Here is an 18,862-nt window from a genome sequence, read left to right as displayed (position 1 = left end):
GCCCTGGGGCGACCACGGGAGGTCAGGAGGGGCGCACCGGCCCGGGCCCGGCCTGACCCGCGATTCCCCGGCCGGCTCAGCGCCACGCCGAAGAAGCCGGCGACGGACGCCGGGCCGTCCGAGCGCAACTTCTCGCCACCCGTGCCGCGCCCATCCGGACACGGCGAGGCGAGGTTCCCGATGGCACGCTTGACCACCGGTCCATTACGGGGCGGAGGCCTCTGATCCCCATTGCCCGCCAGAGCGGACCAAGCCCGACAAGCACTCCCGGCTCTTCGGGCAGTCTCTGCGTGTGCCCTCAGGTCAGCGCAGGCCATCCGTGTTGTCGAACTCTTCGCCGACCGGGAGTGGCGGATGGTCCTCCTCCGAGGTCTCGCCGTAGACGACCGAGGAGACCGCCCTGTCGTATGCCTCGTCGAGACCGTTCCCGCTTGTGCCGAGTATGTTTTCCCAGTCAAATCCCATGCCTGCGATCCTATCCGAACTGCCCGACTGTCTTGGTGATTTGGGACACTGCGACCGCGCAGCCGCACGGCCTGGAGCTACATCCGCCGACGGATGCACGGGCCCGTGGCCGACCGAAGGCCGACCGAAGGCCGCCGACCAGGACGATGTGCCCCTCGACGCACGGATCCACACGACCGGCGTGAGCGGCGACGCGCTGCACGCGATGCTGCACCGGCACCCCGAGCGGCCGGGAAGGATCCGCCGGCATACGGCTTGCACCGTCTGCGGGCTGGTCATGTCACCCGGATACGGCGGAACGACGCGAGCACCGAGGAGATCATGCAGGCCGGCCGGTGGCGGAAGCCGGGACGTTGAAAGCCTGCGACCGGAAGGTCAATCCGGCCGCCCGCACAGCGTCATGCGCCTGGGCCTGGGCCTTCTCCGGCCGGCTTGTTGCGGACATCACGCATCCGGACATCGAGAGCGGCCTGGGTCTCCGGGTCGAGCTCGTGGTCGCCGACGGTTTCAGGGTTGACGCTCAGCGCGTGGGAGACGAAGGCCTCCCGCTCGGCGGAGAGTTGCCGGATGGTCCGGTTGATCCGGTGGATCTTCTGCAGCAGCCTCTCCTGCTCCTGCTCGGCGATGGCGAGCTCGGCGAGCTGTTTCTGGATCTCAGCCTCGTTTTCCCGGGCGTAGTTGTCGCTGACCAGGGTGATCAGCGGAACCCCGAGAGCCTCGGCAGCGGTGACCGCCTCATCGAGCCTGACCGCACGGGTCTGCTGCTCGATGCGCGTGATGGCAGTGGCGTCGACGTTCGCGCCAAGCAGTGCGGCCATACGGCGCGCCAGCTCTGCCTGGCTGATGCCGAGGCGTTCGCGCTCTTGACGAAGCCGACGGGCGAAAAGGTCACCGGGCAGTGGGTTCATGGCGGTTTGACACTTCCTGGTCAAGATCGCGATCGACGGGGGGCAGGCGGGGCGGCCCACCTCGGAATCGAGCAGGCCGACGTCGCGGCACTGCTGGAGCAGCACCTTACACATCCCGAACTGCGGATTCCACAGCCGCCCGCCGCACCTCAACGGCCGCGCGCCACCTCCACGACCACGCACCGCGACGTCGATTCGCCTCAATCCCGAGGCCCTTTCGATGGTCTATCGATACATCTAGCCCACCCCTACGATCGGCGATTCGAATGGTGTAAGTTAGCCACTCCGGGTGCACACGTATACGAGTCCGCAAGAGGAGTCGATGGATGACCGCGACCCACTCAGCCCCTGTCGCTACCTGTCATGGTAGGTAGTCAGCGCTTGTCGCCGTGCGACTCGATGTCACACCACTGAATGAATCGAAAGGCGAGAGGAAAGAAGTATGCCGAAGACCGACGGGGCAGCCGTCCTCGCACAGGCATCCCTGCCGAGCGCCGCCTGGGACCTGACCAGCTTCCTGCAGAACGCCAAGTCCCAGGTCCAGCTCTGGGGAGGTTCTGTACTCATGCTGCTCGGCGTTGTCGGCCTGGTCTGGGGCGGCGTGCTCTTGATCAAGAAGCTGATGGCCAACCCGCAGTCCGCGGGCCAACAGCAGGGCTGGGGCACGATCGCGCTCCTCGTTCTCGTCGGCGGAGCTTTGAGCACCGGCGGCTGGACGCTGATCTCGACGATCGGCTCCGGCGGCCAGAAGACCATTACGGACCTCGGCGGCGGCACGGTGATCGCGCAGACCTTCGACCAGGTCACCGGATTCCTGAGCGGCCCTTCCAAGTAAGGGGCCGTCACGGACTGCGCAGACGAACGGTGACAGAGCCATCGAGCGAACCGGGTCGGTTGAGGCGCAAGGCCTCTTCCGACCCGGTTCGCCGTACCCGGGCTCGCAGCACGGTGCAGGCGCGAAAGAGAGCAGAAGATGGGGATCAGGAACAAGGCGCTGGGCTTCAGCAGGAAGTTCAAGCTTGACTCGCACCACGCGATCGAGCGTTTTGGGGTGTTCTTCGGCATCTTCGCGGTCACGGGCGCGATCGCGATCGGCGCATCAGGGGTCTCGGCATACCAGGCGGGACGCGACTCGCTGTCACAGACGGCCCTGTACACCAGCGACTTCAAAACGTCGAAGACGAATCTCGGCGGCACCGTGGACGGGGTCTACACCAACGAGCGCGGCAACAAGGCGCTCGTGATGATGCACTTCAGCCCGACCGCTCAGATCTCGTACAACGCCGCGGACTACAGGGCGTTCCTGCTCGGGTCGGACACCTCACTCAACACCGAGCCGGTCAGCACCAGCGGGATCAAGGGATCCCTCTACACCTTCGGCTCGACCGGCTACATCGGGGTCCTCCTGAACGCCGACCGGCCCTTCGACCGTCAGGTGTTGAACCTGACGGTCCGTGCCAATGCCGAACTCACCGCGCCCGGAGCCCAGCCGAAGCAGAACAGCGGCAAGCTGGCCGGTGACGAGACCTTCGCCAAGTACGACCAGTGGCGGGTCTTCTTCAACCCCGGTGCGTCCGGGGTCCAGAAGATCGCGGCGCTCAACGCTCCGACCTTCGATCCCGCGCAGGCCTACTACTGGGTCGCACTCAAGAAGAAGGAGACCGAGGCCAGGAAGGCCCTGGACCAGAAGCTCGTCGAGATGCGCGCGAATCTGACGCAGATTCGGTCTTATACGTCCGACCTGCAGACGACGAAGATCGACGGGTTGTTCCTGCGTCCGCCGACCGTTCCGGCCTCGATCGCCACCGACAAGATCACGGGGGTCTCCGCAGCCGAGGCAAAGGATGGTGTCTCGACGCTGGCGCTGCAGACCAAGCACGTCGCCGCCGGCGGCTTCGACCTCAACTGGCGTACAGGCAACGTCTACGACGGCTACCTCGATGCCCTGGCGCCGGCCGGACAGAGCTACGCCCAGTTGTTCGCCAAGAAGCGCGACGAGGGGGCAGATCCGACGGTTCAGCAGATCTCGGACATGCAGTGGATTCTCTCGGATGGCACCAGCCTCACCAAGGACTACCAGTCCTCTGACGTGACGGTGCGCCCGCTCATGAACATCATGAACAACCTTTCACATGCGTATCAAACCTACTCAGCGAACAAGTCCAAGTACCAGTCGGACCTGTCACTCGACCTCCTCCGACTGGACGTGAGTCTGCGGGACGTGCAGTCCAACAGCACCGTTCGTGACGACAAAGACTTCCTCACCACGCTCCACTGAGTGCGGCGAAGAAGTGTCGGATCCTGCTACCTGGCTTGAGCCGGAAAGGAAAATAGCATGGCCGCCGACCAGCCGAATCGGAGCTCCGAGACGGGGACGACGAAGGACCAGCCGGACGCGTCGGCGAGTCAGGGGATGCCCCGGCAGGGTCGCGGGACCAAGAGCCTCGATTCGGCGGCGCCCCCGCGCCGGCACAGCAGGATGAAGGCGGAGGCACCCACCCGAAAGGAGGGCATCGAGAAGCCTCCTGAGGGCAAGACCGCCGTGCCCAAGCAGCTCCCGGGGCGGGAAGCTGATCCTTCCGGTCCTTCCGATCCTTCCCGTCCTTCCCGTCCTTCCGATCCCTCCCGTCCTTCCCGTCTTTCCCGCCCTTCCCGCCCTTCCCGCCCTTCTGGCCCTTCCGGCCCTTCCGGCCCTTCTGGTCCTTCTGGTCCTCCTGTTCCCTCCGATCCTTCTCGTCCTTCCGGTCCTGCTGACACATCCGGCACGGCGAACACCGCACGACCGAAGACGGCGGAGACCGGGTCGAAGGTACCGGACAGTGCAGACACGGCAGGCAAGACAGCCGGGGCCGCGAACGCCGGGGCGACGATCAAGCAGGGTATGAACGGCGTCGCCGGGAACCTGGCCGGAGGCGCGACCCAGAAGGCGATAGAAGGAGACGGCAGCAGCGCGACCCGTCGTCACGTCGGGCGTTACGCGGGCGCTGCTGTCTCCGGTGCCGTGGCCGGCGCACAGGCCGGCGGGCTTCCGGGAGCCGCCGTTGGCGCAGCGAAGAACCTCGCTGTCGAGGGTGCCCAGGACACGGTCAAAGGCGTGTCCAAGGCCACCGGCGGCAGCCCCGACGCCAAGCCGGCCGACCAGCGTGAGCTGGGTGTCGGCGGCACGGGCTACGAGCGCGGTCCGACGAAGGACGACGAGGGCCTGGGCGCGAAGGCGGCCAAGGGCGTCGCCATCGGCGGTAGTGCGTCTGCTGCTCCGCCGGCCATGGCCCTGGTCATGGCCATGGCCTTACTGAACTGGCTCAAGTCCATGTTCTTCGCAGCCATGGCGATGGCCGTCAACGCCGGGAAGCTGCTGTGGACTCTCTTTGTCAACATCGTCAAGGCAGTTGGTCATGCGATCGCCGCACCGTTCATGGCGATCGGCAGCTTCCTGGCCAAGGGGGCCGGCGCGGTCCTGGGCGTCACCGTCACTGCGACGATGGCCCCTGTGGCGGCAGCACTGTCGGGTGCGGTCGCGATCACCGCCACCGTGGGCCTGCTGGGCACGGTCCTGACCGGTGTCCTCAACTCGACGGCGTTGACCGAGGGCAGCATCAACGCGAACAGGGCGGCGTGCGTCGTCAACGCGGACAACGTCGGCAACGGTTCCGGTGCCACAGTCCCGGCGAACGTGGAGAAGAACGCCAAGGAGATCTACTCGGTACTCAGCAGTTGGGGGATGCCGAAGGCGAACATCGCGGGCATCCTCGGGAACTGGTCGCAGGAGTCGGGGATCGACCCGACGAGTGTGCAGAACTTTCCGACGGGGACGTATGCCATGACCGCCGCGAAGGCCAGCGCCGCGCAGAACACGGACAACGGTATCGGCCTCGGGCAGTGGACGTTCGGCCGCAACACGCTGCTGCGCCAGTACGCGCAGCGCAAGGGCGTCGACTGGTTCACGATCAAGGCCCAGTTGGCCTTCATGGCCGATGGTGACAACCCGGGTGACGTTGCGGTCTTCAAGGACATGCTCAGGAAGTCGCAGGGCTCGCCGCGTGCGGCGGCGCTGCATTTTCACGAGAACTGGGAGCGCTCCGCCGACGGCGCGGCCGGGCTCGCCGTACGAGGCGACAACGCCGAGATGTGGTTCGGCAAGATGAGCGGCTGGTCGGTCGACAGCTCGATCGTCGGTGACGTCGAGGACATCGTCGGCGGGATCATCGACAACATATCGAACGCGATCGACACGATCCTGGGAAACTGCGCCTCCACGGCCGGCGGTTCCGTCTCGCCGAAGGACGGCGGGATGACGCAAGAGGAGGCCCAGGCCCTCGTCGACCTCTTCAACAAGGAGGGCGACAAGTTCCTCGACGACCGGTACGGTCCGGGCGGCGGCCCCGGTTCCTGCGGCGACAACCACGCCATGAACTGCGTGAGCTTCTCCACCTATTTCGTGAACAAGTACACGACGTTCCAGGCCTACCCGGTCGGTGATGGCAAGGAGACGGCCTACACGATCGCGAGGGAGACCGGCAAGACGATGCAGTCGACCCCCGTCCCCTACTCGGTCGGGTCCGGGCCGGGATCCACTTCCGTCGGCCACACCCTCGTGGTGCTCGGCGTCCAGGGGGACAAGGTCATCCTCGGTGAGGCCGGCTACTGCGCCTACATGGGCCGGGTCCGCGTCGACAGCGCGGCGCGGATGGCTGCCGAAGGCTGGAAGTTCGTGGACATGTCGGATGCGATGCTCACCTCCGACAAGATCAAAACGGCCTGATGCACAGCATCTGACCTGGAAGGAAGACGCCGGTGCTCGGCGATCCGGGCACCGGCTTCTCCGTGTCCGAGTCAGGTCCGCGCGCCGGTTCCACCTTCGACGCTCTTACTGAATGGATTCACACTCGGCCGCGAATGGCTTTTGATATAGACTTCAGTCGTTTATGAGAACAACGCGGACTGAGGAGCGTTCCGTGACGACAACCCCTGACGAGTCCAAGGGCAGCGGATCGGAGCAGGAGAGCGAGTCGATGCCCGGGGAGAAGCCCGCGACACCGAAGACACACACGAAGGTCACCGGAGTCGAGCTCGAAGAGCGCTTCGCGGGCTGGATGATGCGCCGGCGAGAGAAGGGCCAGGCCCGCGCCCCGGCGGACAACGCGCGCCTGCTCCGCCGCGGCGTCACCGCGGTGATGAGTGCCGGGATCCTCGCCCTGGTCATCACTGCGGGCGTGACCGGCGAGAGCTTCAAGACGACCACAGCAGACAACGAGGCCCGGATCCTCCAGCTCACGCAACACCTGGACGATGCCCAGTCCAAGCCCGCGAAGGCGGACGTCGGCGCGCAGTTGTCAAAGCTCGCCGAGGCGGCAGCCGCCGACGCGAAGAAGGTCGCGGCGGGTGAGCAGACCTTCGCCGAGTTGTACCACCAGGCCGATGTCCAGCCCAGCCCGAAGAACGGGGCTCCGAACCAGGCCACGCTGGAAATCGTCGAGCACCGACGGGCCTTGGCGCCGCTGTTCAACAAGGACTCCTTCCTCGTCAGTGACAAGGAGGCGTACAGCACGTCGTCGCTGACGCCGTTCGATGCGACCACCGAGATCGATCCGCGCCACGCCTGGTACATCCGCTACGACGGCGACAAGGCAGCCCCCCCGAGCGCGTACGCATGGAAGGTCGAGTCGGTGATGCCCGATCTGAGCGCGAAGGGCGGCTCCGGCGCGACGAACCAGGCAAGGGTCATCTGGCTGTGCCGGGACACGACGAGCGGCGAGGTGCTCGCCTGGGCGAGCGCGCGTTACGTACGCAATGGCACGGTGGGGACCTTCGACCGCTTGGCCCTCGTGGTAACCGCCGCCGGGGCTCCGCACGAGAACCCGGCGGTCAGGATGCCGGCCGGGTCCGGAGTACCCGAACTCAGCGGCACGGGCACACAGGAGGCGGGCGGGAAGCGATGACGGAGCAGACGGCAGCACCCGCGCGGCGGGGATTCTTCCGGCGCAACCTCTCGGCCCTGGGGGCGGCAGCGGTCCTCACGGTGGTCGCGACGGTTGGCGGAGTGACCTGGAGCAGCCGGCACGCGGCCCTGGTCGAGCAGGAGACCCGGATCAACGATTTGGAGGGACGTCTGGCGGCAGTCCGGAAGAGTGAAGCCGAGCAGGTGAACGCGGACGTCATGGCGGCCCTGGGTGTCAGCCGGAATCGGCTGAGCACCGACCGTGAGCGCATCAAGTCGCTGCTCTCGATGGTCTTCACGTGGGACTCGGGGCAGAGCTACGACGCTGCGCGCGAGCGGCTGAAGAGTCGGTTCGACCTCACCGAGAACGAGATGTTCCTGAAGACGTTCATGCCCCCGTCGAGGTTCAACGAGGATTCCCAGGGGCGGCGTTACCACTACATCGACGCGGTTGGCCTGAACTCGGCCCTCGGTGAGGATCCGGCCGTGGAGGTCATCGACGCCAAGGCGGGCGTCTACACCTACGCCGTCCTTGCCGACGTCGAGGTCACCTCCGACGCGACGACCCAGAACAAGGCGAGCAAGGCCAGTGTCACGGCGTACCGGCGCGCGCTCCTCTTCGTCACGGTCGACGCCCACGGCAAGGTCGCGAACCTCTCCGGCGTGCCGGCGAGCGGCGAGACTCGCCATTCCAAATGACTTGCACGCCCTTTCGACTCGTCTCACTGATAGAGTTAGACTGGTATTTGAGTGGAACGGCGAGTTGAGGGGCAATGGCGTCGACACAGACCGATGAGTCGGGCGGGTCCGCGGTACGCAAGACACGCTTCGTCGCGACGTCCAGGTCCTCGCAGGAGGGCGCGGACACTCCTGAGCGCATGGAGCCCGCGGGCGGCCTGCGCAAGCGCACCCTTGCGGCCGGTCTGAGCATGGGTGTCGGCGCACTGCTGTGCTTCCTGCTCTCCGCAGGAACGTCCGACGGCCAGAGCGCGGTGCGCGGTACGGCTGTACCGGAGGTGTCCTCTCTGCGGGAGCAGCTCAGGATCACCGAGGCGAAGACCGCGGCGCTACCGAAGGCCGACGACGCCGAGCGTGGTCTGACCGCGGCCCTGAGGGCGGCCGGTCAAGTCGCGAAGCTGCAGAACGACTACCGCTACCTGACGCCCAAGGTGGCGGCAGACGGCGGCAAGCTCGACGCGGCGACGTCTCAGTCGACGCTGCGCAATCTCCTCCCCTACTTTGCCCCCTCGGTACACCAGGAAGACCTGGGTCCGTGGTACCTGCTCGCCGGCGACAAGGACGTACCAGCCGGCGTCGGGATCCCCATGAGCTTCGACTCGGGCTTCGAGTGGGCCGGCCAGGTGCCTTACCTGGTCAACGACGACGGCACCATCGCGGTGACCTGGCTGGCGATGGAGACCAGGACCGGGACGGGCGAAAAGCCGGCGGTGCTGGCCTGGGCCCGCGCCGACTACGACCTGGTCCGCAACGCATTCGTGAACATCCGGACCGGTACGACGGTCACGGGCAAGGCTCTGGAGCAGGAGGTGAGGGCACCGTGAAGGAGGAGATCAACGACAAGTTGCGCCTGCACGCCGGGAGGATCCTGCTCGGCGGCACCGGGGCGCTGCTCGCGCTCTCGGTGGTCACACTCGGAGCCGGACTGCTCAGCGCCGGTCCGGCGGTGTCGGACATCCAGGACAACGCGGTCGTTCAGAAGCTCGAAGGCGACCTCAACGACGCCCGGACCGAGCTCGCAGCACGGCACACGGCGCTGCTGGCCCAGTTGCCGGGCGTGGACATCGAGCGGGTGAACCGTGACAGGACGACGGGCCGGTCCCTTCTGCTCGGCCTCACGGACAGCTCGGCGTCGAGCCGGACCGTCAAGGAGCAGCAGGCGCTACTCGACGCGCGCTACGGCTTCCTCGACCACAAGTCCCGGGTACTGACTGAGTTCGTGCCGGAGTGGATGACTGCGACCGGAGCCGCGAAGGGCGCTGGGACGACGTACGCGCTTGCCGGTCTGGACGTTCACGTGAGTCGAGTGCAGGGCCTGAACTACTCCTACACGGGGGTGGCCCGTCTCGATCCGGTCCGCGTTGGACCGGATAAGAGCAGCGCCGCCAAGAGCGAGTTCGTGGTCATCACCTACTCCACCTCTCAGGACGGCACGGCGACATCGCTGGACGCCTATCGGGCCTCCGGCAAGACCCGCGACGCCCTCGTCGGGGCCGGCGGGGAACAGTCCTCCCCCAAGCCGAAGCGGTGAGCGAAGCACCCACCGTTTCGGCGCGCACCCCAGAAGACCTCTACGAGACGTAAGGACACGAAGATGTCGACTCAGGCCCTGGAGAAGACCGAGACGACTGTCCCGACGAGTACGGCCTCGGCGGCGAGGAAGACCACGGCCAAGCCTGAGAAGGAGCCCAAGGCTTCGAAGCCGCGCACCGGATGGCGGCGCCTGGCTCCGAGGAATCAGGCCGGCGGGTTCTCCGTCGTGGTGTGGGCGGGGTTCTTCCGGGCCGTCGTCCTTCTCGCCGACTACCTGCTGGCATGCATCACGGCCGTGGTCATCATCCCGCTGCTGAGCGCATGGCTGCACCAGCAGTCGGGCGCATCCCGGGTTGCGCTCAGCGCGGATGGAACCATCGCCCTGTGGCTGGTGCCGCTCCTCTTCCTGGTCGCACTGCTCGCCGCGGGCGAGATCGTCGTGATGCGCGGCATGTGGCGCTGGGCAACACGGATGATCGCGAAGATCCAGGACGCCCGGGGCGACGTGACCGGGGCCGACGCCACACGGGAGTCCACGACCAGGACCACCAACCAGAGCAGGACCAACCGGAAGAGGAGCAAGTGATGCGCACCGCAGGACTGACGATGAACGACGTATGGGCCCACCGTGTCCTGCGGGAACGAGGAGTGGAGACGTACCGGCTGGAGGGCGTGGCCGCCGAGCTCGGCGTCATGGTCGAATCCCTCGACCTCAAGCATCGGGGCCGGGAGGAAAACTACCGCCCGTATCTGCACATGACGGGCGAGCTGCGCTCGGTCACCCCTGCGGAGGCCCTGCCGTTCGGTATATCCCAGGTGACCTACTCCCCCGGCCAGGGCGAGAAGGTGGACGCCTTCTACGAGTTCGACGACCAGCAGCTGGTGGTGCTGGCCGGCAAGGGATACTTCACGAGTGGCTTCACCGTGCCCGAGCAGGTCACTGGGATCGAGTGGGAGCTGCCGGCCACGGCGGACGTGCTCGTCCTCGCTCCGTCGCAGGTGCAGACCGAAGGCGATGTGCCCGTGGTCTTCACACAGATCCACGGCATCGGGGGCTTGGAGATCGATCTCGAGTCCAGCGGCTACGACCTCGCCGACTACTTCGCCGACCAATCCGAGAACGGCGTCCCGCGGGCCGAGGCCGTAGTCGACGCACGTGGGCTGAAGTCGCGCTCGGACGCGATCAACCCGCTGTTCACCGAGGACGAGCTGGGCCTGGACACCGAGACCAAGCAGGTCGTCGGAGCGCCCGCGCCCGAGGCAGCGCCGGTGGCCGACGGCGTGAACGCACGCTTGCGGCAGATCGAGGCGGAGATCGCCGCCGAACGCGAGCAGTACAAGACCGAGCGTGCGAGCACCGAGGGCACCACGGAGAACCTCTACCGGGAGCGCGTGGCTGCACCACTGCACAAGGCAGAAGAGCAGGAGGTGCCGTCCGCTTCCTCGGTCCCGACCCGTGAGGCGCAACGCGACCTGAACCTCGGTCCCGACCTGCAGGAGGAGGCACGCCGACATGAGGTCAAGCCCGCCCCGAGCCTGGACTTGCGCAAGCTCCAGGTGGCCCAGCGTGCGGCCGACCTGGACTTCGGCGTAGACGACGAGCAGAGCTTGGGCTCCTGAGGACGGATCAGGCGTGACGTGCGCGGCCCGGGGAGCCGGCTGACGGGAGCCGGGGCCCGTGGTGCATCGGTGGCGAGACAGGAAGGAGAGCGACGATGGGCCTGAAGCAGGACATCGTGATCGTGAATGAGTTCAGCGTGCTGCTGCCCGGCGGCAAGGGATCGCGCGGCGCGACGCCGGGCGACTACGTCACCCGGTACATGGCCCGCGCGCAGGCGACGGAGTCCCTGGCTCCGATCCGGCGTCTGCGCACCGACGACTTCATCCTGCGCTACACGGCGCGGGAGTCCGCCGTCGAGCGCGCCGGCATCTCGCGGGGTGCGACGAAGCACGAGATGCGGCAGGCGCAAGGCGACGGCGGCGTGGCCTTCGGCTACGGCTCGGTCTCGCTCTCGGACGAACAGCTCAAGGCGGCCGGCAAGGACATCCAGCGCTACTTCGACGCGGGGCACACCGTGTTGAAGACCGTGCTGTCTTTCGACGAGGAGTACCTGCGGAAGCAGAAGATCATCGACGTTGACTTCCGCTGCGAAGCCCGCGGTGACTACCGCGGCCACATCGATCAGATGAAGCTGCGCATGGCGATCATGTACGGCCTGGAGCGGATGGGCTCGGGCACCAGCGGCTTCGACGACCTGCGGTACGTGGGGGTCATCCAGGTCGACACCGAGCACGTGCACTGCCACCTGGCCATGGTCGACGGCGGCCGGGGCCAGGTGACGAAGAACGGCACGCAGCGCGGCAAGCTACTGGACCGGCACAAGTCCCGGCTCCGCCGCGGCGTCGATGCCTGGCTCCACGAGAAGCAGGCGGTCGCTCACCTCTCCAGCGCCGTCGGCTACGAGCGGCGCAACGTCACCACCTTCATCAAGCGGTGGGCGCACGAGCGAATCCGTGCCGAGTCCCTGCCGCAGTTTCTGGTCGCCTGCCTGCCTGGGGACCGAACCCTTTGGCGCGCCGGCTCGGACGACGCTCGCATGCGCAAGGCGAACCAGCTGGTGACCGAGCTCGTGAACGAGCAGCTCGAACGTGCTGGGTCCCCGATGCCCGCGGCCATGGAGCGCATCGTCGACTACGCCGACGAGCGCCGCGCGAAGGAGTCTCTGAGCACGGAGGAATGGCAGAAGCTGGTCGAGCAGGGACGTACGCAGATCACGGAGCGCGCCGTCAACGGCATCTACCAGATGCTTCGGGCCATGCCGGAGTCGGACCTGCGAGTGCGCACGCCGATGCTCGAAGTCATGGGGATGGACTACCAGCAGATGGCGGCGCTGGCTGCAGATCGTCAGGTGGACCACGAGAACACGGAAGCCGATCTGGTCTCCTTCGGCTTCCGGCTGCGCAGCTACGCCTCACGTCTACGGCATCACCGGGAGAAGGCCGGGGTCTACCGCGATCTCACCCACCAGTGGGAACGGGCCGAGAAGGCCGGTGCGGCCGCAGAGGATTCGCGCCCGCTCTACGACTTCTATCGCTTCGAGGAGGCCTACCACTGGAGGCTGATGAGCAAGTACCGGCACTTCCTGCCCTTTGTCGGGGGTGCGGGCGCATGGCACGAGCAGCAGCAGGACGTGGCGGCTTACGGCCGGCGGCTGCTCTCGCTCATGGCCCTGCGCGCGGATGCCTCGCTGCAGCGGATGAAAGACTCCGAGGAGGCCGAGAATCTGGGCCGGACGATCTACGGTCAGCCCGGCGGCAGGCTCCTGACCGAGGGCATGCGCGGCCGGGCGGTGCTGGACGCGCGCATTCGGACGATGAAGCAGTCCTATGACCGGAAGTTGCACGGCCTCCGGGCGGATCTCGCTTCCTCCGGCCTGGTGCTGCGCGTGGGGTCGAGCGCCGAGGATCGGGTGAGTCCGGAGACGGACGCGGTCAGCACCGACTTCAAGGTCGTCGCCGGTACCGCGTATGACTTCGACGAGGTCAAAGGCTTGGATCTACATCACCTGCGCTACGACTTCGTCACCGACGTCGTCATCGGGCCGCGCGCACACCAGGCCTTCGTCGAGACGGCCAGGGATCGCCGACGGCTGCTGCTGGCGGCGATGGACTACCTGGACCAGTCCGGTCAGGCAGAGGCGATCGCCGATCTGCCGGTGAACGATGTCGCGGCGATGACACGGGTGTCCCGGGAGCTGACGTCCCAGCAGACGGGCCGGCGATCCGGCTCGCTCATGTTGCGTTCCCGAATCGCGGAGCTGCGCGCCGGGCGTGAGCAGGCCGAGGGGATGCGGCGGTCCAAGGCTTCCTCGCTGGACGCCGGCCTGGTCGTGCGGGTCCAGGCCCGAGTCGATCAGGCTGTGACCACAGCAGACGCCGAGATGGCATCCGACTCGCATCAGCCGTCCATCTCAACCGCTTTTGAGCCCTGACCAGACGAGCTGATTACGTCTTGTTCGGGCGGTGTGACTGATCGCGGTCGACTGTCAGATGACAGTCGGAACAAGTGGAGGGAAGAGATCATGGCACTTCTCAAGGGCAAGGGCGCGATGACCGGGGTCAACCTCATCGCGATAGCCTACAAGAAGGGCTTCACCAAGGATGGCAAGTCCCGGTACGCCGACATCCAGCTTGACGCTCGAGACCTGCGCGGCCCGAATCAAACGGACCTGCATCTGAAGTCCGATCGGGTTCAGGGCGAGGACGGCAAGGTCCGCTACAACAACGGCGCCCCGTACTCCACCAGTCAGATGGAGGAGATCGTCGAGGCCGCGGGGCCGAACACCGAGCCGATCCTGGACAAGGACGGCAACGAGATCGGCACCGTCTACGGCTTCAAGGGCAATGTGATGCCCGCGACGCACGGCACCGGCCTGGTGGTCAACACCAAGTCCGTCAAGGCCTCCGAGTTCACGGTCGACAGCAGAACGCTGGACCGTCAATTGGCCTCCATGCGTGCAGCCCGCGACGCCCAGGCCGCGGCCAAGGAGTCGCAGGCTCGGACTTCGGCTCCCGAGACCGAGCGGGAGCAGGCAGCCGAGGTCGAGGTCGACCAGCCGACGGTCGGCTGAGACCAAGGGCGAGGCCGAGTCAAGCCCTCGAGAGGCCCCTGGAATGACATCCAGGGGCCTCTCGGCTACACGGGGGCGCCTGCCTGTCGGTCAGCTCGCGCCACCGAAACCGTCAGCGCGCGACCGCACGCATCCGGACGCACAAGTCGCTCACCTTGACCCACGGGAGTGCACGACCTACGACTACGAGATGTCGAGCACTGATCGCGCGGCCGCCTCCCAAGACCCCCTCCGAATGCCCTCACGACCCCTTCCAGTCCCCCATTCAAGCCCTATCGAGTGCGACTCATGATAGGTTTTGACTGGTTTTGCAGTCGAAACGTGAGTCCTGTCGAGAGGTCTTGTGTGGCATGTTCCAAGAGGTGCAGCTCAACGAGCGCTACCGGCTCCTGTCCAAACTCTCGGAGCCGCTGAAGAAGGCCGAGCGCGACATCGTCGGCCGCGAGCACGAGACGACACAGCTGCTGGCCTCGCTGAGCCGTCCCGAGCTGTGCAACGCGCTCCTGTTGGCCGAGGCCGGCACAGGCAAGACAGCCCTGGTCCAGGCCACGATGCTGGTGGACAAGGACCGCCTCTACCTGGAAGTGGACCCAGCGCGCATGATCTCCGAGGCGGGCACCGCCGAGAACATGGCCGCGATCCTCAAGGGCTTCTTCGACGAGGCCGAGGACTTCGTCAGAAACGAGAAGCACGAACTGGTCCTCTTCATCGACGAGTTCCATCAGGTCGCTCAGCTCTCCGACGCCGCCGTCGAGGCGATCAAGCCGGTCCTCGCCGCATCGGGAACCCGCGGCATCAGGATCATCGCGGCGACAACCTACGAGGAGTTCCACAAGCACATCTCGCCGAACCAGCCGCTCGTCGAGCGACTGCAACGCATCAACCTGAACCCGCCCGACCAGTCGACGACGATCAAGATTCTGCAGGGCATGGCCGAACGATATGGGGTGGCTGGCGAGTTCTACGACGACCACATCTTCCGGCAGATCTACGAGTACACCCAGCGCTACATGCCGGCCAGCGCTCAACCGCGCAAGTCGATCCTCGTGCTCGACTCCATGGTCGGCTGGTCCCGCCTGACGCACCGGCCGATGGACCGGGACCTGCTCTCGGACGTGCTCATGGAGACCCTGAACGTCAACGTGGCCTTCAAGGTCGACGGCGCGAAGATCAAGAAGCAGCTGGACGAGAAGGTGTTCAGCCAGGAATGGGCGACCGGCGCGGTGGCGCGTCGCCTACAGCTGGCGGTGGCGGACCTCAACGACAAGGGAAAGCCAATGGCGAGCCTGCTGTTCACGGGCTCCACCGGCGTCGGCAAGACCGAACTCACCAAGCAGCTGGCGAAGCTGCTGTTCGGCGATGACCAGCGGCACCTGATCCGCTTCGACATGACGGAGTACGCCGAGGACTCGTCATTCGCGGCCTTCCGCTCCGAACTCACCAAGCGGGTGTGGGACCTCTCCCACGCCGTGCTGCTTTTCGACGAGGTCGAGAAGGCCTCGGCGATGGTCACGCGCGTGCTACTACAGGTGCTCGACGACGGCCGGCTCAACGACGACAACAACCGCGAAGTGAGCTTCCTCAACACGTACATCGTTCTGACGACGAACGCCGGCACGGAGATCTACAAGAGCATCTCGCAGTACGCCGCCGACGACACCGGCTCGGGCAAGCAGCTGATGGAGTACGAGAAGCTGATCCGCCGCTCCATCTCCTCGACGACAGGCGACAACCGGTTCCCGCCCGAGCTGCTGGGCCGCATCGACGCGATCGTACCCTTCCAGCCGCTGTCGCTGCCGACGCAGCAGAAGATCGTGCGGAAGAAGCTTCGGGAGATGGTGCAGGAGGTGTTCATCAAGCACAACGTGCGGGTCGACGTCGATGCGAGGGTGCTGCAGTACCTCATCGAGGACAAGGGTGACACCGACTCCGATGCCGGCGGCGCGCGTGCGGCCGTGGCGAGGCTGACCAACGAGGTCACCACCGCGGTGGCGACCTTCCTCAACGAGCACCCCTCAGAGCGACGGATCCGCATCGACGTCGTCGGCGACTTGGTCAGCGACGACAAGAACCTGCTGAGTTCCGACGCCTACATCGAGGTCAGCGCGGTGCGATGAGTCGGTAAAGACCGGCGGACCTAGTCGACTGACGAGTCGATAGCCCTTCGTGGCCCTATAGTTGCCTACTCAGACAAAGCGGCGATAGGATGCTCGTAAACCAGGCGGACTGTGTTCTTTTGGCGAGGGGATCGGCATCAATGGGCATTCTGGGAGCGGCGGCGGTCCGCCAGAAGAAGGAACGGAAGAAGAAGCCCAATGAGCTTCTGGCCTCCGTGGTGAGAGAGACGGCGATCCCGGCAGCGGTCGAGTTGCTGCGGTCGAACACTCCGTTCGTCTTTCCCAGCGGCACGGCCTGGGTGATGCTCGTGCTTGCTGCCGAGGAGATCGGCGGCTTGAGTATGCGGCACGGCCGGGACGAGGCGAAGGGCTCGATCATCGAGCTCATCAGCTCCGACCAGATCCGCACGGTGGCCACGGCAGAGATGCTCGAAGAGGAAGTCTTCGGCATCATCCCCACCGACGAGACGCTCGCGCGCATGGAGGAGTACTCGCTGCTCACCGGCGCCACCTACGCCTGGGCCGTCGTGTGGCAGAAGCCCGGCGGCGATCTGCTCGTCGATCTGGTGAACGACGCGACCTTCGCACAGGCGCGCTTCGTCGCCGCAGGTATCACGACCCTCGAAGAAGCCGTGGGTAAGAAGGCGTGGGAAGAACACAGCGGCCTGGTCGCCGAGGCTGGGACCGCCGACCCCTCCCCGGCGCTCCTCGATGAGGACGAGGGGGATGCGATCTTCGATGAGATCCCCGGTGACGAGGGGGCTGACGAGGACCTGGACGACGAGCCGCGTTTCAGCGACGTCGTCGACGACGATGAACGGGTGGACGCACCCGTGTTCGACGGGGACGACGTGGGCACCGTTTCGGTCGAGCCGGAGCCGGACTACGACGGCGACGAGGTGACCGGCTACGAGGGCTTCGACGAGACCGACGCCGGCTACGACGTCGAAGGCGACTACCAGGAAGCCGGCGACGCCGTGCCGCTGGCGGATCAGGCCCAGGTACGCGACGTCATCGCCCGCCGGTTCCTCTCCGAGGAACTGGACTTGGACGTAAGGCTTGACGAGTTCAACGCGACCTTCACCATCGGCGCACCGGTCGTACAGATCGCCGTGCCCGAGGGAGCGACCGAGTGGCTCGGGGACCAGGTCGCCCAGCTCAACCGGCAGGCCAACGCGGACTTGATGCAGCTCCGTTCCGCGCACGAGGTTGAGCTGCGTGCGCTCTACGTCAACCTCATGTCGGCGCACACCGAGCAGGTCATCCGTGCGGTGGCCACCGACCGCGAGGGCTCCCGGTACAAGCTGTTGAAGGATGCGGCTGAGGCTGAGCACCAGCAGCGGCAGGCAGAGAGGGAGGAAAAGGCCCGAGCCCGCCGGGCGGAGATCGCCAAGGACTACGAGGCGCAGGCCGCCAAGGTGGCCCAGCAGGCGGCGCTTTCGGCGGAGCTGCAGTACAAGGAGCGCAACCGCTCGCGGATGGAGCGCGAGCAGATTGACTCCGTAGCCCAGATCGAGCGGGACATCGAGGATACCCACGCGCACAACCAGCAGGAAATCCTGCGGGTCCGGCGGTCGGACGCAACGCTGAAGATGCAGACCGGGCAGACGCGGATATTCGAGGTGCTGGCCGAGCGGCAGTCGGAGTACCTGGCGGCCGAGGAAGAGCGCCTGAGCCGGTGGAAGTCCGAGATCCAGCGAATCGTCGACGACAACCGCAAGGCGGACATCGCCCAGTCCGAGGCGCTGGCCGAGCACCAGCGGACCACGGACGAGATCGGCATCCTGCGCCGGGAACAGCAGGACCTCCTGGAATCGATGCGCTCTGAGCACGCCGACCGGATCCGCCGGATGGAGGACGAGCTCGAACGCAACCGCAAGGACGCCATCACGCAGATGGCGACCCGGGACGCCGAGTGGCAGCACAACCTCAACCTGGAGAAGGAGAAGACCAACTTCCAGGTGACGCGGGTCACCGACCTGCTCAAGCAGCTGACGACGGTCGAGGATTCAGCGGCCAGGCGGTACGAAGCCCGCCTGACGGAGATGCAGGCCGACAAGGAGGCCTACGCCAACGAGCTGGCGCGGGCTTCCGAGATGCAGAGCCGCTCGAACAAGATCCTCGTCGTCATGATCGTCACGCTCTCGCTCCTCATGGGTGTGGCCGGCTTCATCGTCGGGGTGGTCTTCATCCGTTGAGCGATCCGGTCATGACCGGGGTGATCTGACGGCGCACGGGGCGCGTTCCCCCTGCGCCGTCGCCGTCTGCGCAGCCGGGCGCAACGGACAGCGGGACAGCGAAATGGGCGAGGCTCGGGAGTAAGGAATCACGATGGCCACGAACAGGCGGAAGGCGGCACGGCCGAAGGCGAGCAGCTGGGAGAAGATCTCGGCGCGGAAGCCCGGCGAGACGCTGACGAACCGAGACGTGCACGACAGCCAGCAGTTGGACCGCAGCAAGTTCCTGACCCTGAGGTCGACCAGACCGGGCATCGTCGTCGCGGTGACTACCGGGGTGCTGGTGACGGTCGTT

15 protein-coding genes are annotated in these 18,862 nt (G+C 66.3%); 13 read left to right on the top strand and 2 right to left on the bottom strand.

The window, feature by feature from the left end; translation table 11 throughout:
• Positions 1–303: 303 nt before the first annotated feature.
• Both ACZ462_RS26545 and ACZ462_RS26540 read right to left on the bottom strand, forming a co-directional pair.
• Complete coding sequence (locus ACZ462_RS26545; protein WP_467805514.1) at positions 304–465, bottom strand: hypothetical protein; 162 nt, start codon at positions 463–465, stop codon at positions 304–306.
• A gap of 398 nt (positions 466–863) precedes the next feature.
• Positions 864–1,478, bottom strand: a complete 615-nt coding sequence (locus ACZ462_RS26540) for a helix-turn-helix domain-containing protein (protein WP_467805512.1) — start codon at positions 1,476–1,478, stop codon at positions 864–866.
• 337 nt (positions 1,479–1,815) lie between these two features.
• On the opposite strand from ACZ462_RS26540, the gene ACZ462_RS26535 reads away from it, so the two are divergent.
• The 13 genes from ACZ462_RS26535 to ACZ462_RS26475 all read left to right on the top strand — a co-directional run bounded on the left by ACZ462_RS26535 (position 1,816) and on the right by ACZ462_RS26475 (position 18,528).
• On the top strand, positions 1,816–2,208 hold the full coding sequence (locus ACZ462_RS26535) for a hypothetical protein (protein WP_467805511.1): 393 nt from the start codon (positions 1,816–1,818) through the stop codon (positions 2,206–2,208).
• A gap of 138 nt (positions 2,209–2,346) precedes the next feature.
• Entirely contained in the window at positions 2,347–3,651 is a 1,305-nt protein-coding gene (locus tag ACZ462_RS26530; RefSeq protein ID WP_467805510.1) for a hypothetical protein, read from the top strand.
• 603 nt (positions 3,652–4,254) lie between these two features.
• Positions 4,255–6,135 carry a phage tail tip lysozyme gene (locus ACZ462_RS26525; protein ID WP_467805508.1) on the top strand — a complete coding sequence of 627 codons (1,881 nt, stop codon included), beginning with the start codon at positions 4,255–4,257 and terminating at the stop codon, positions 6,133–6,135.
• Between the two features lie 193 nt (positions 6,136–6,328).
• Positions 6,329–7,312 (top strand): hypothetical protein, encoded by a 984-nt coding sequence (locus ACZ462_RS26520; RefSeq protein ID WP_467805507.1) that lies wholly within the window; start codon positions 6,329–6,331, stop codon positions 7,310–7,312.
• Positions 7,309–8,010, top strand: coding sequence for a hypothetical protein (locus ACZ462_RS26515; RefSeq protein ID WP_467805506.1), 702 nt, complete (start codon positions 7,309–7,311; stop codon positions 8,008–8,010). Before ACZ462_RS26520 ends, ACZ462_RS26515 begins: the two co-directional genes overlap by 4 nt.
• Before the next feature lie 74 nt (positions 8,011–8,084).
• Positions 8,085–8,873: a hypothetical protein gene (locus tag ACZ462_RS26510; RefSeq protein WP_467805504.1), complete on the top strand. Its 789-nt coding sequence runs from the start codon at positions 8,085–8,087 to the stop codon at positions 8,871–8,873.
• Positions 8,870–9,580 (top strand): hypothetical protein, encoded by a 711-nt coding sequence (locus ACZ462_RS26505; RefSeq protein ID WP_467805503.1) that lies wholly within the window; start codon positions 8,870–8,872, stop codon positions 9,578–9,580. The genes ACZ462_RS26510 and ACZ462_RS26505 overlap by 4 nt, the downstream gene beginning before the upstream one ends.
• 63 nt (positions 9,581–9,643) lie before the next feature.
• Positions 9,644–10,168 (top strand): hypothetical protein, encoded by a 525-nt coding sequence (locus tag ACZ462_RS26500; protein ID WP_467805501.1) that lies wholly within the window; start codon positions 9,644–9,646, stop codon positions 10,166–10,168.
• A complete protein-coding gene (locus ACZ462_RS26495) occupies positions 10,168–11,202 on the top strand; it encodes a hypothetical protein (RefSeq protein ID WP_467805500.1) in 1,035 nt (344 codons plus the stop codon). Before ACZ462_RS26500 ends, ACZ462_RS26495 begins: the two co-directional genes overlap by 1 nt.
• Positions 11,203–11,297: 95 nt before the next feature.
• Positions 11,298–13,574: a relaxase MobL gene (gene mobL, locus ACZ462_RS26490; protein WP_467805498.1), complete on the top strand. Its 2,277-nt coding sequence runs from the start codon at positions 11,298–11,300 to the stop codon at positions 13,572–13,574.
• Between the two features lie 90 nt (positions 13,575–13,664).
• A complete protein-coding gene (locus tag ACZ462_RS26485) occupies positions 13,665–14,213 on the top strand; it encodes a hypothetical protein (protein ID WP_467805497.1) in 549 nt (182 codons plus the stop codon).
• Positions 14,214–14,575: 362 nt separating this feature from the next.
• Positions 14,576–16,330 carry an AAA family ATPase gene (locus ACZ462_RS26480; protein WP_467805496.1) on the top strand — a complete coding sequence of 585 codons (1,755 nt, stop codon included), beginning with the start codon at positions 14,576–14,578 and terminating at the stop codon, positions 16,328–16,330.
• A gap of 140 nt (positions 16,331–16,470) precedes the next feature.
• The gene (locus tag ACZ462_RS26475; protein WP_467805494.1) at positions 16,471–18,528 is read left to right on the top strand and encodes a hypothetical protein; all 2,058 of its coding nucleotides are present in this window, start codon (positions 16,471–16,473) and stop codon (positions 18,526–18,528) included.
• The last annotated feature ends 334 nt before the right edge of the window (positions 18,529–18,862 follow it).

The organism is Streptomyces sp. NPDC031121 (genome assembly GCF_055570615.1).
Note: the sequence above shows the minus strand (reverse complement) of the source record. Positions and strands in the feature narration are given on the sequence as shown.

What these genes read in the sequence shown, in the direction of transcription:
- ACZ462_RS26495 (WP_467805500.1), top strand. Translation starts at nt 10,168, where the DNA reads ATGCGCACCGCAGGACTGACGATGAACGACGTATGGGCCCACCGTGTC.
- ACZ462_RS26510 (WP_467805504.1), top strand. Translation starts at nt 8,085, where the DNA reads ATGGCGTCGACACAGACCGATGAGTCGGGCGGGTCCGCGGTACGCAAG.
- ACZ462_RS26500 (WP_467805501.1), top strand. Translation starts at nt 9,644, where the DNA reads ATGTCGACTCAGGCCCTGGAGAAGACCGAGACGACTGTCCCGACGAGT.
- mobL (WP_467805498.1), top strand. Translation starts at nt 11,298, where the DNA reads ATGGGCCTGAAGCAGGACATCGTGATCGTGAATGAGTTCAGCGTGCTG.
- ACZ462_RS26530 (WP_467805510.1), top strand. Translation starts at nt 2,347, where the DNA reads ATGGGGATCAGGAACAAGGCGCTGGGCTTCAGCAGGAAGTTCAAGCTT.
- ACZ462_RS26545 (WP_467805514.1), bottom strand. Translation starts at nt 465, where the DNA reads ATGGGATTTGACTGGGAAAACATACTCGGCACAAGCGGGAACGGTCTC.
- ACZ462_RS26475 (WP_467805494.1), top strand. Translation starts at nt 16,471, where the DNA reads ATGGGCATTCTGGGAGCGGCGGCGGTCCGCCAGAAGAAGGAACGGAAG.
- ACZ462_RS26525 (WP_467805508.1), top strand. Translation starts at nt 4,255, where the DNA reads ATGAACGGCGTCGCCGGGAACCTGGCCGGAGGCGCGACCCAGAAGGCG.
- ACZ462_RS26515 (WP_467805506.1), top strand. Translation starts at nt 7,309, where the DNA reads ATGACGGAGCAGACGGCAGCACCCGCGCGGCGGGGATTCTTCCGGCGC.
- ACZ462_RS26485 (WP_467805497.1), top strand. Translation starts at nt 13,665, where the DNA reads ATGGCACTTCTCAAGGGCAAGGGCGCGATGACCGGGGTCAACCTCATC.
- ACZ462_RS26535 (WP_467805511.1), top strand. Translation starts at nt 1,816, where the DNA reads ATGCCGAAGACCGACGGGGCAGCCGTCCTCGCACAGGCATCCCTGCCG.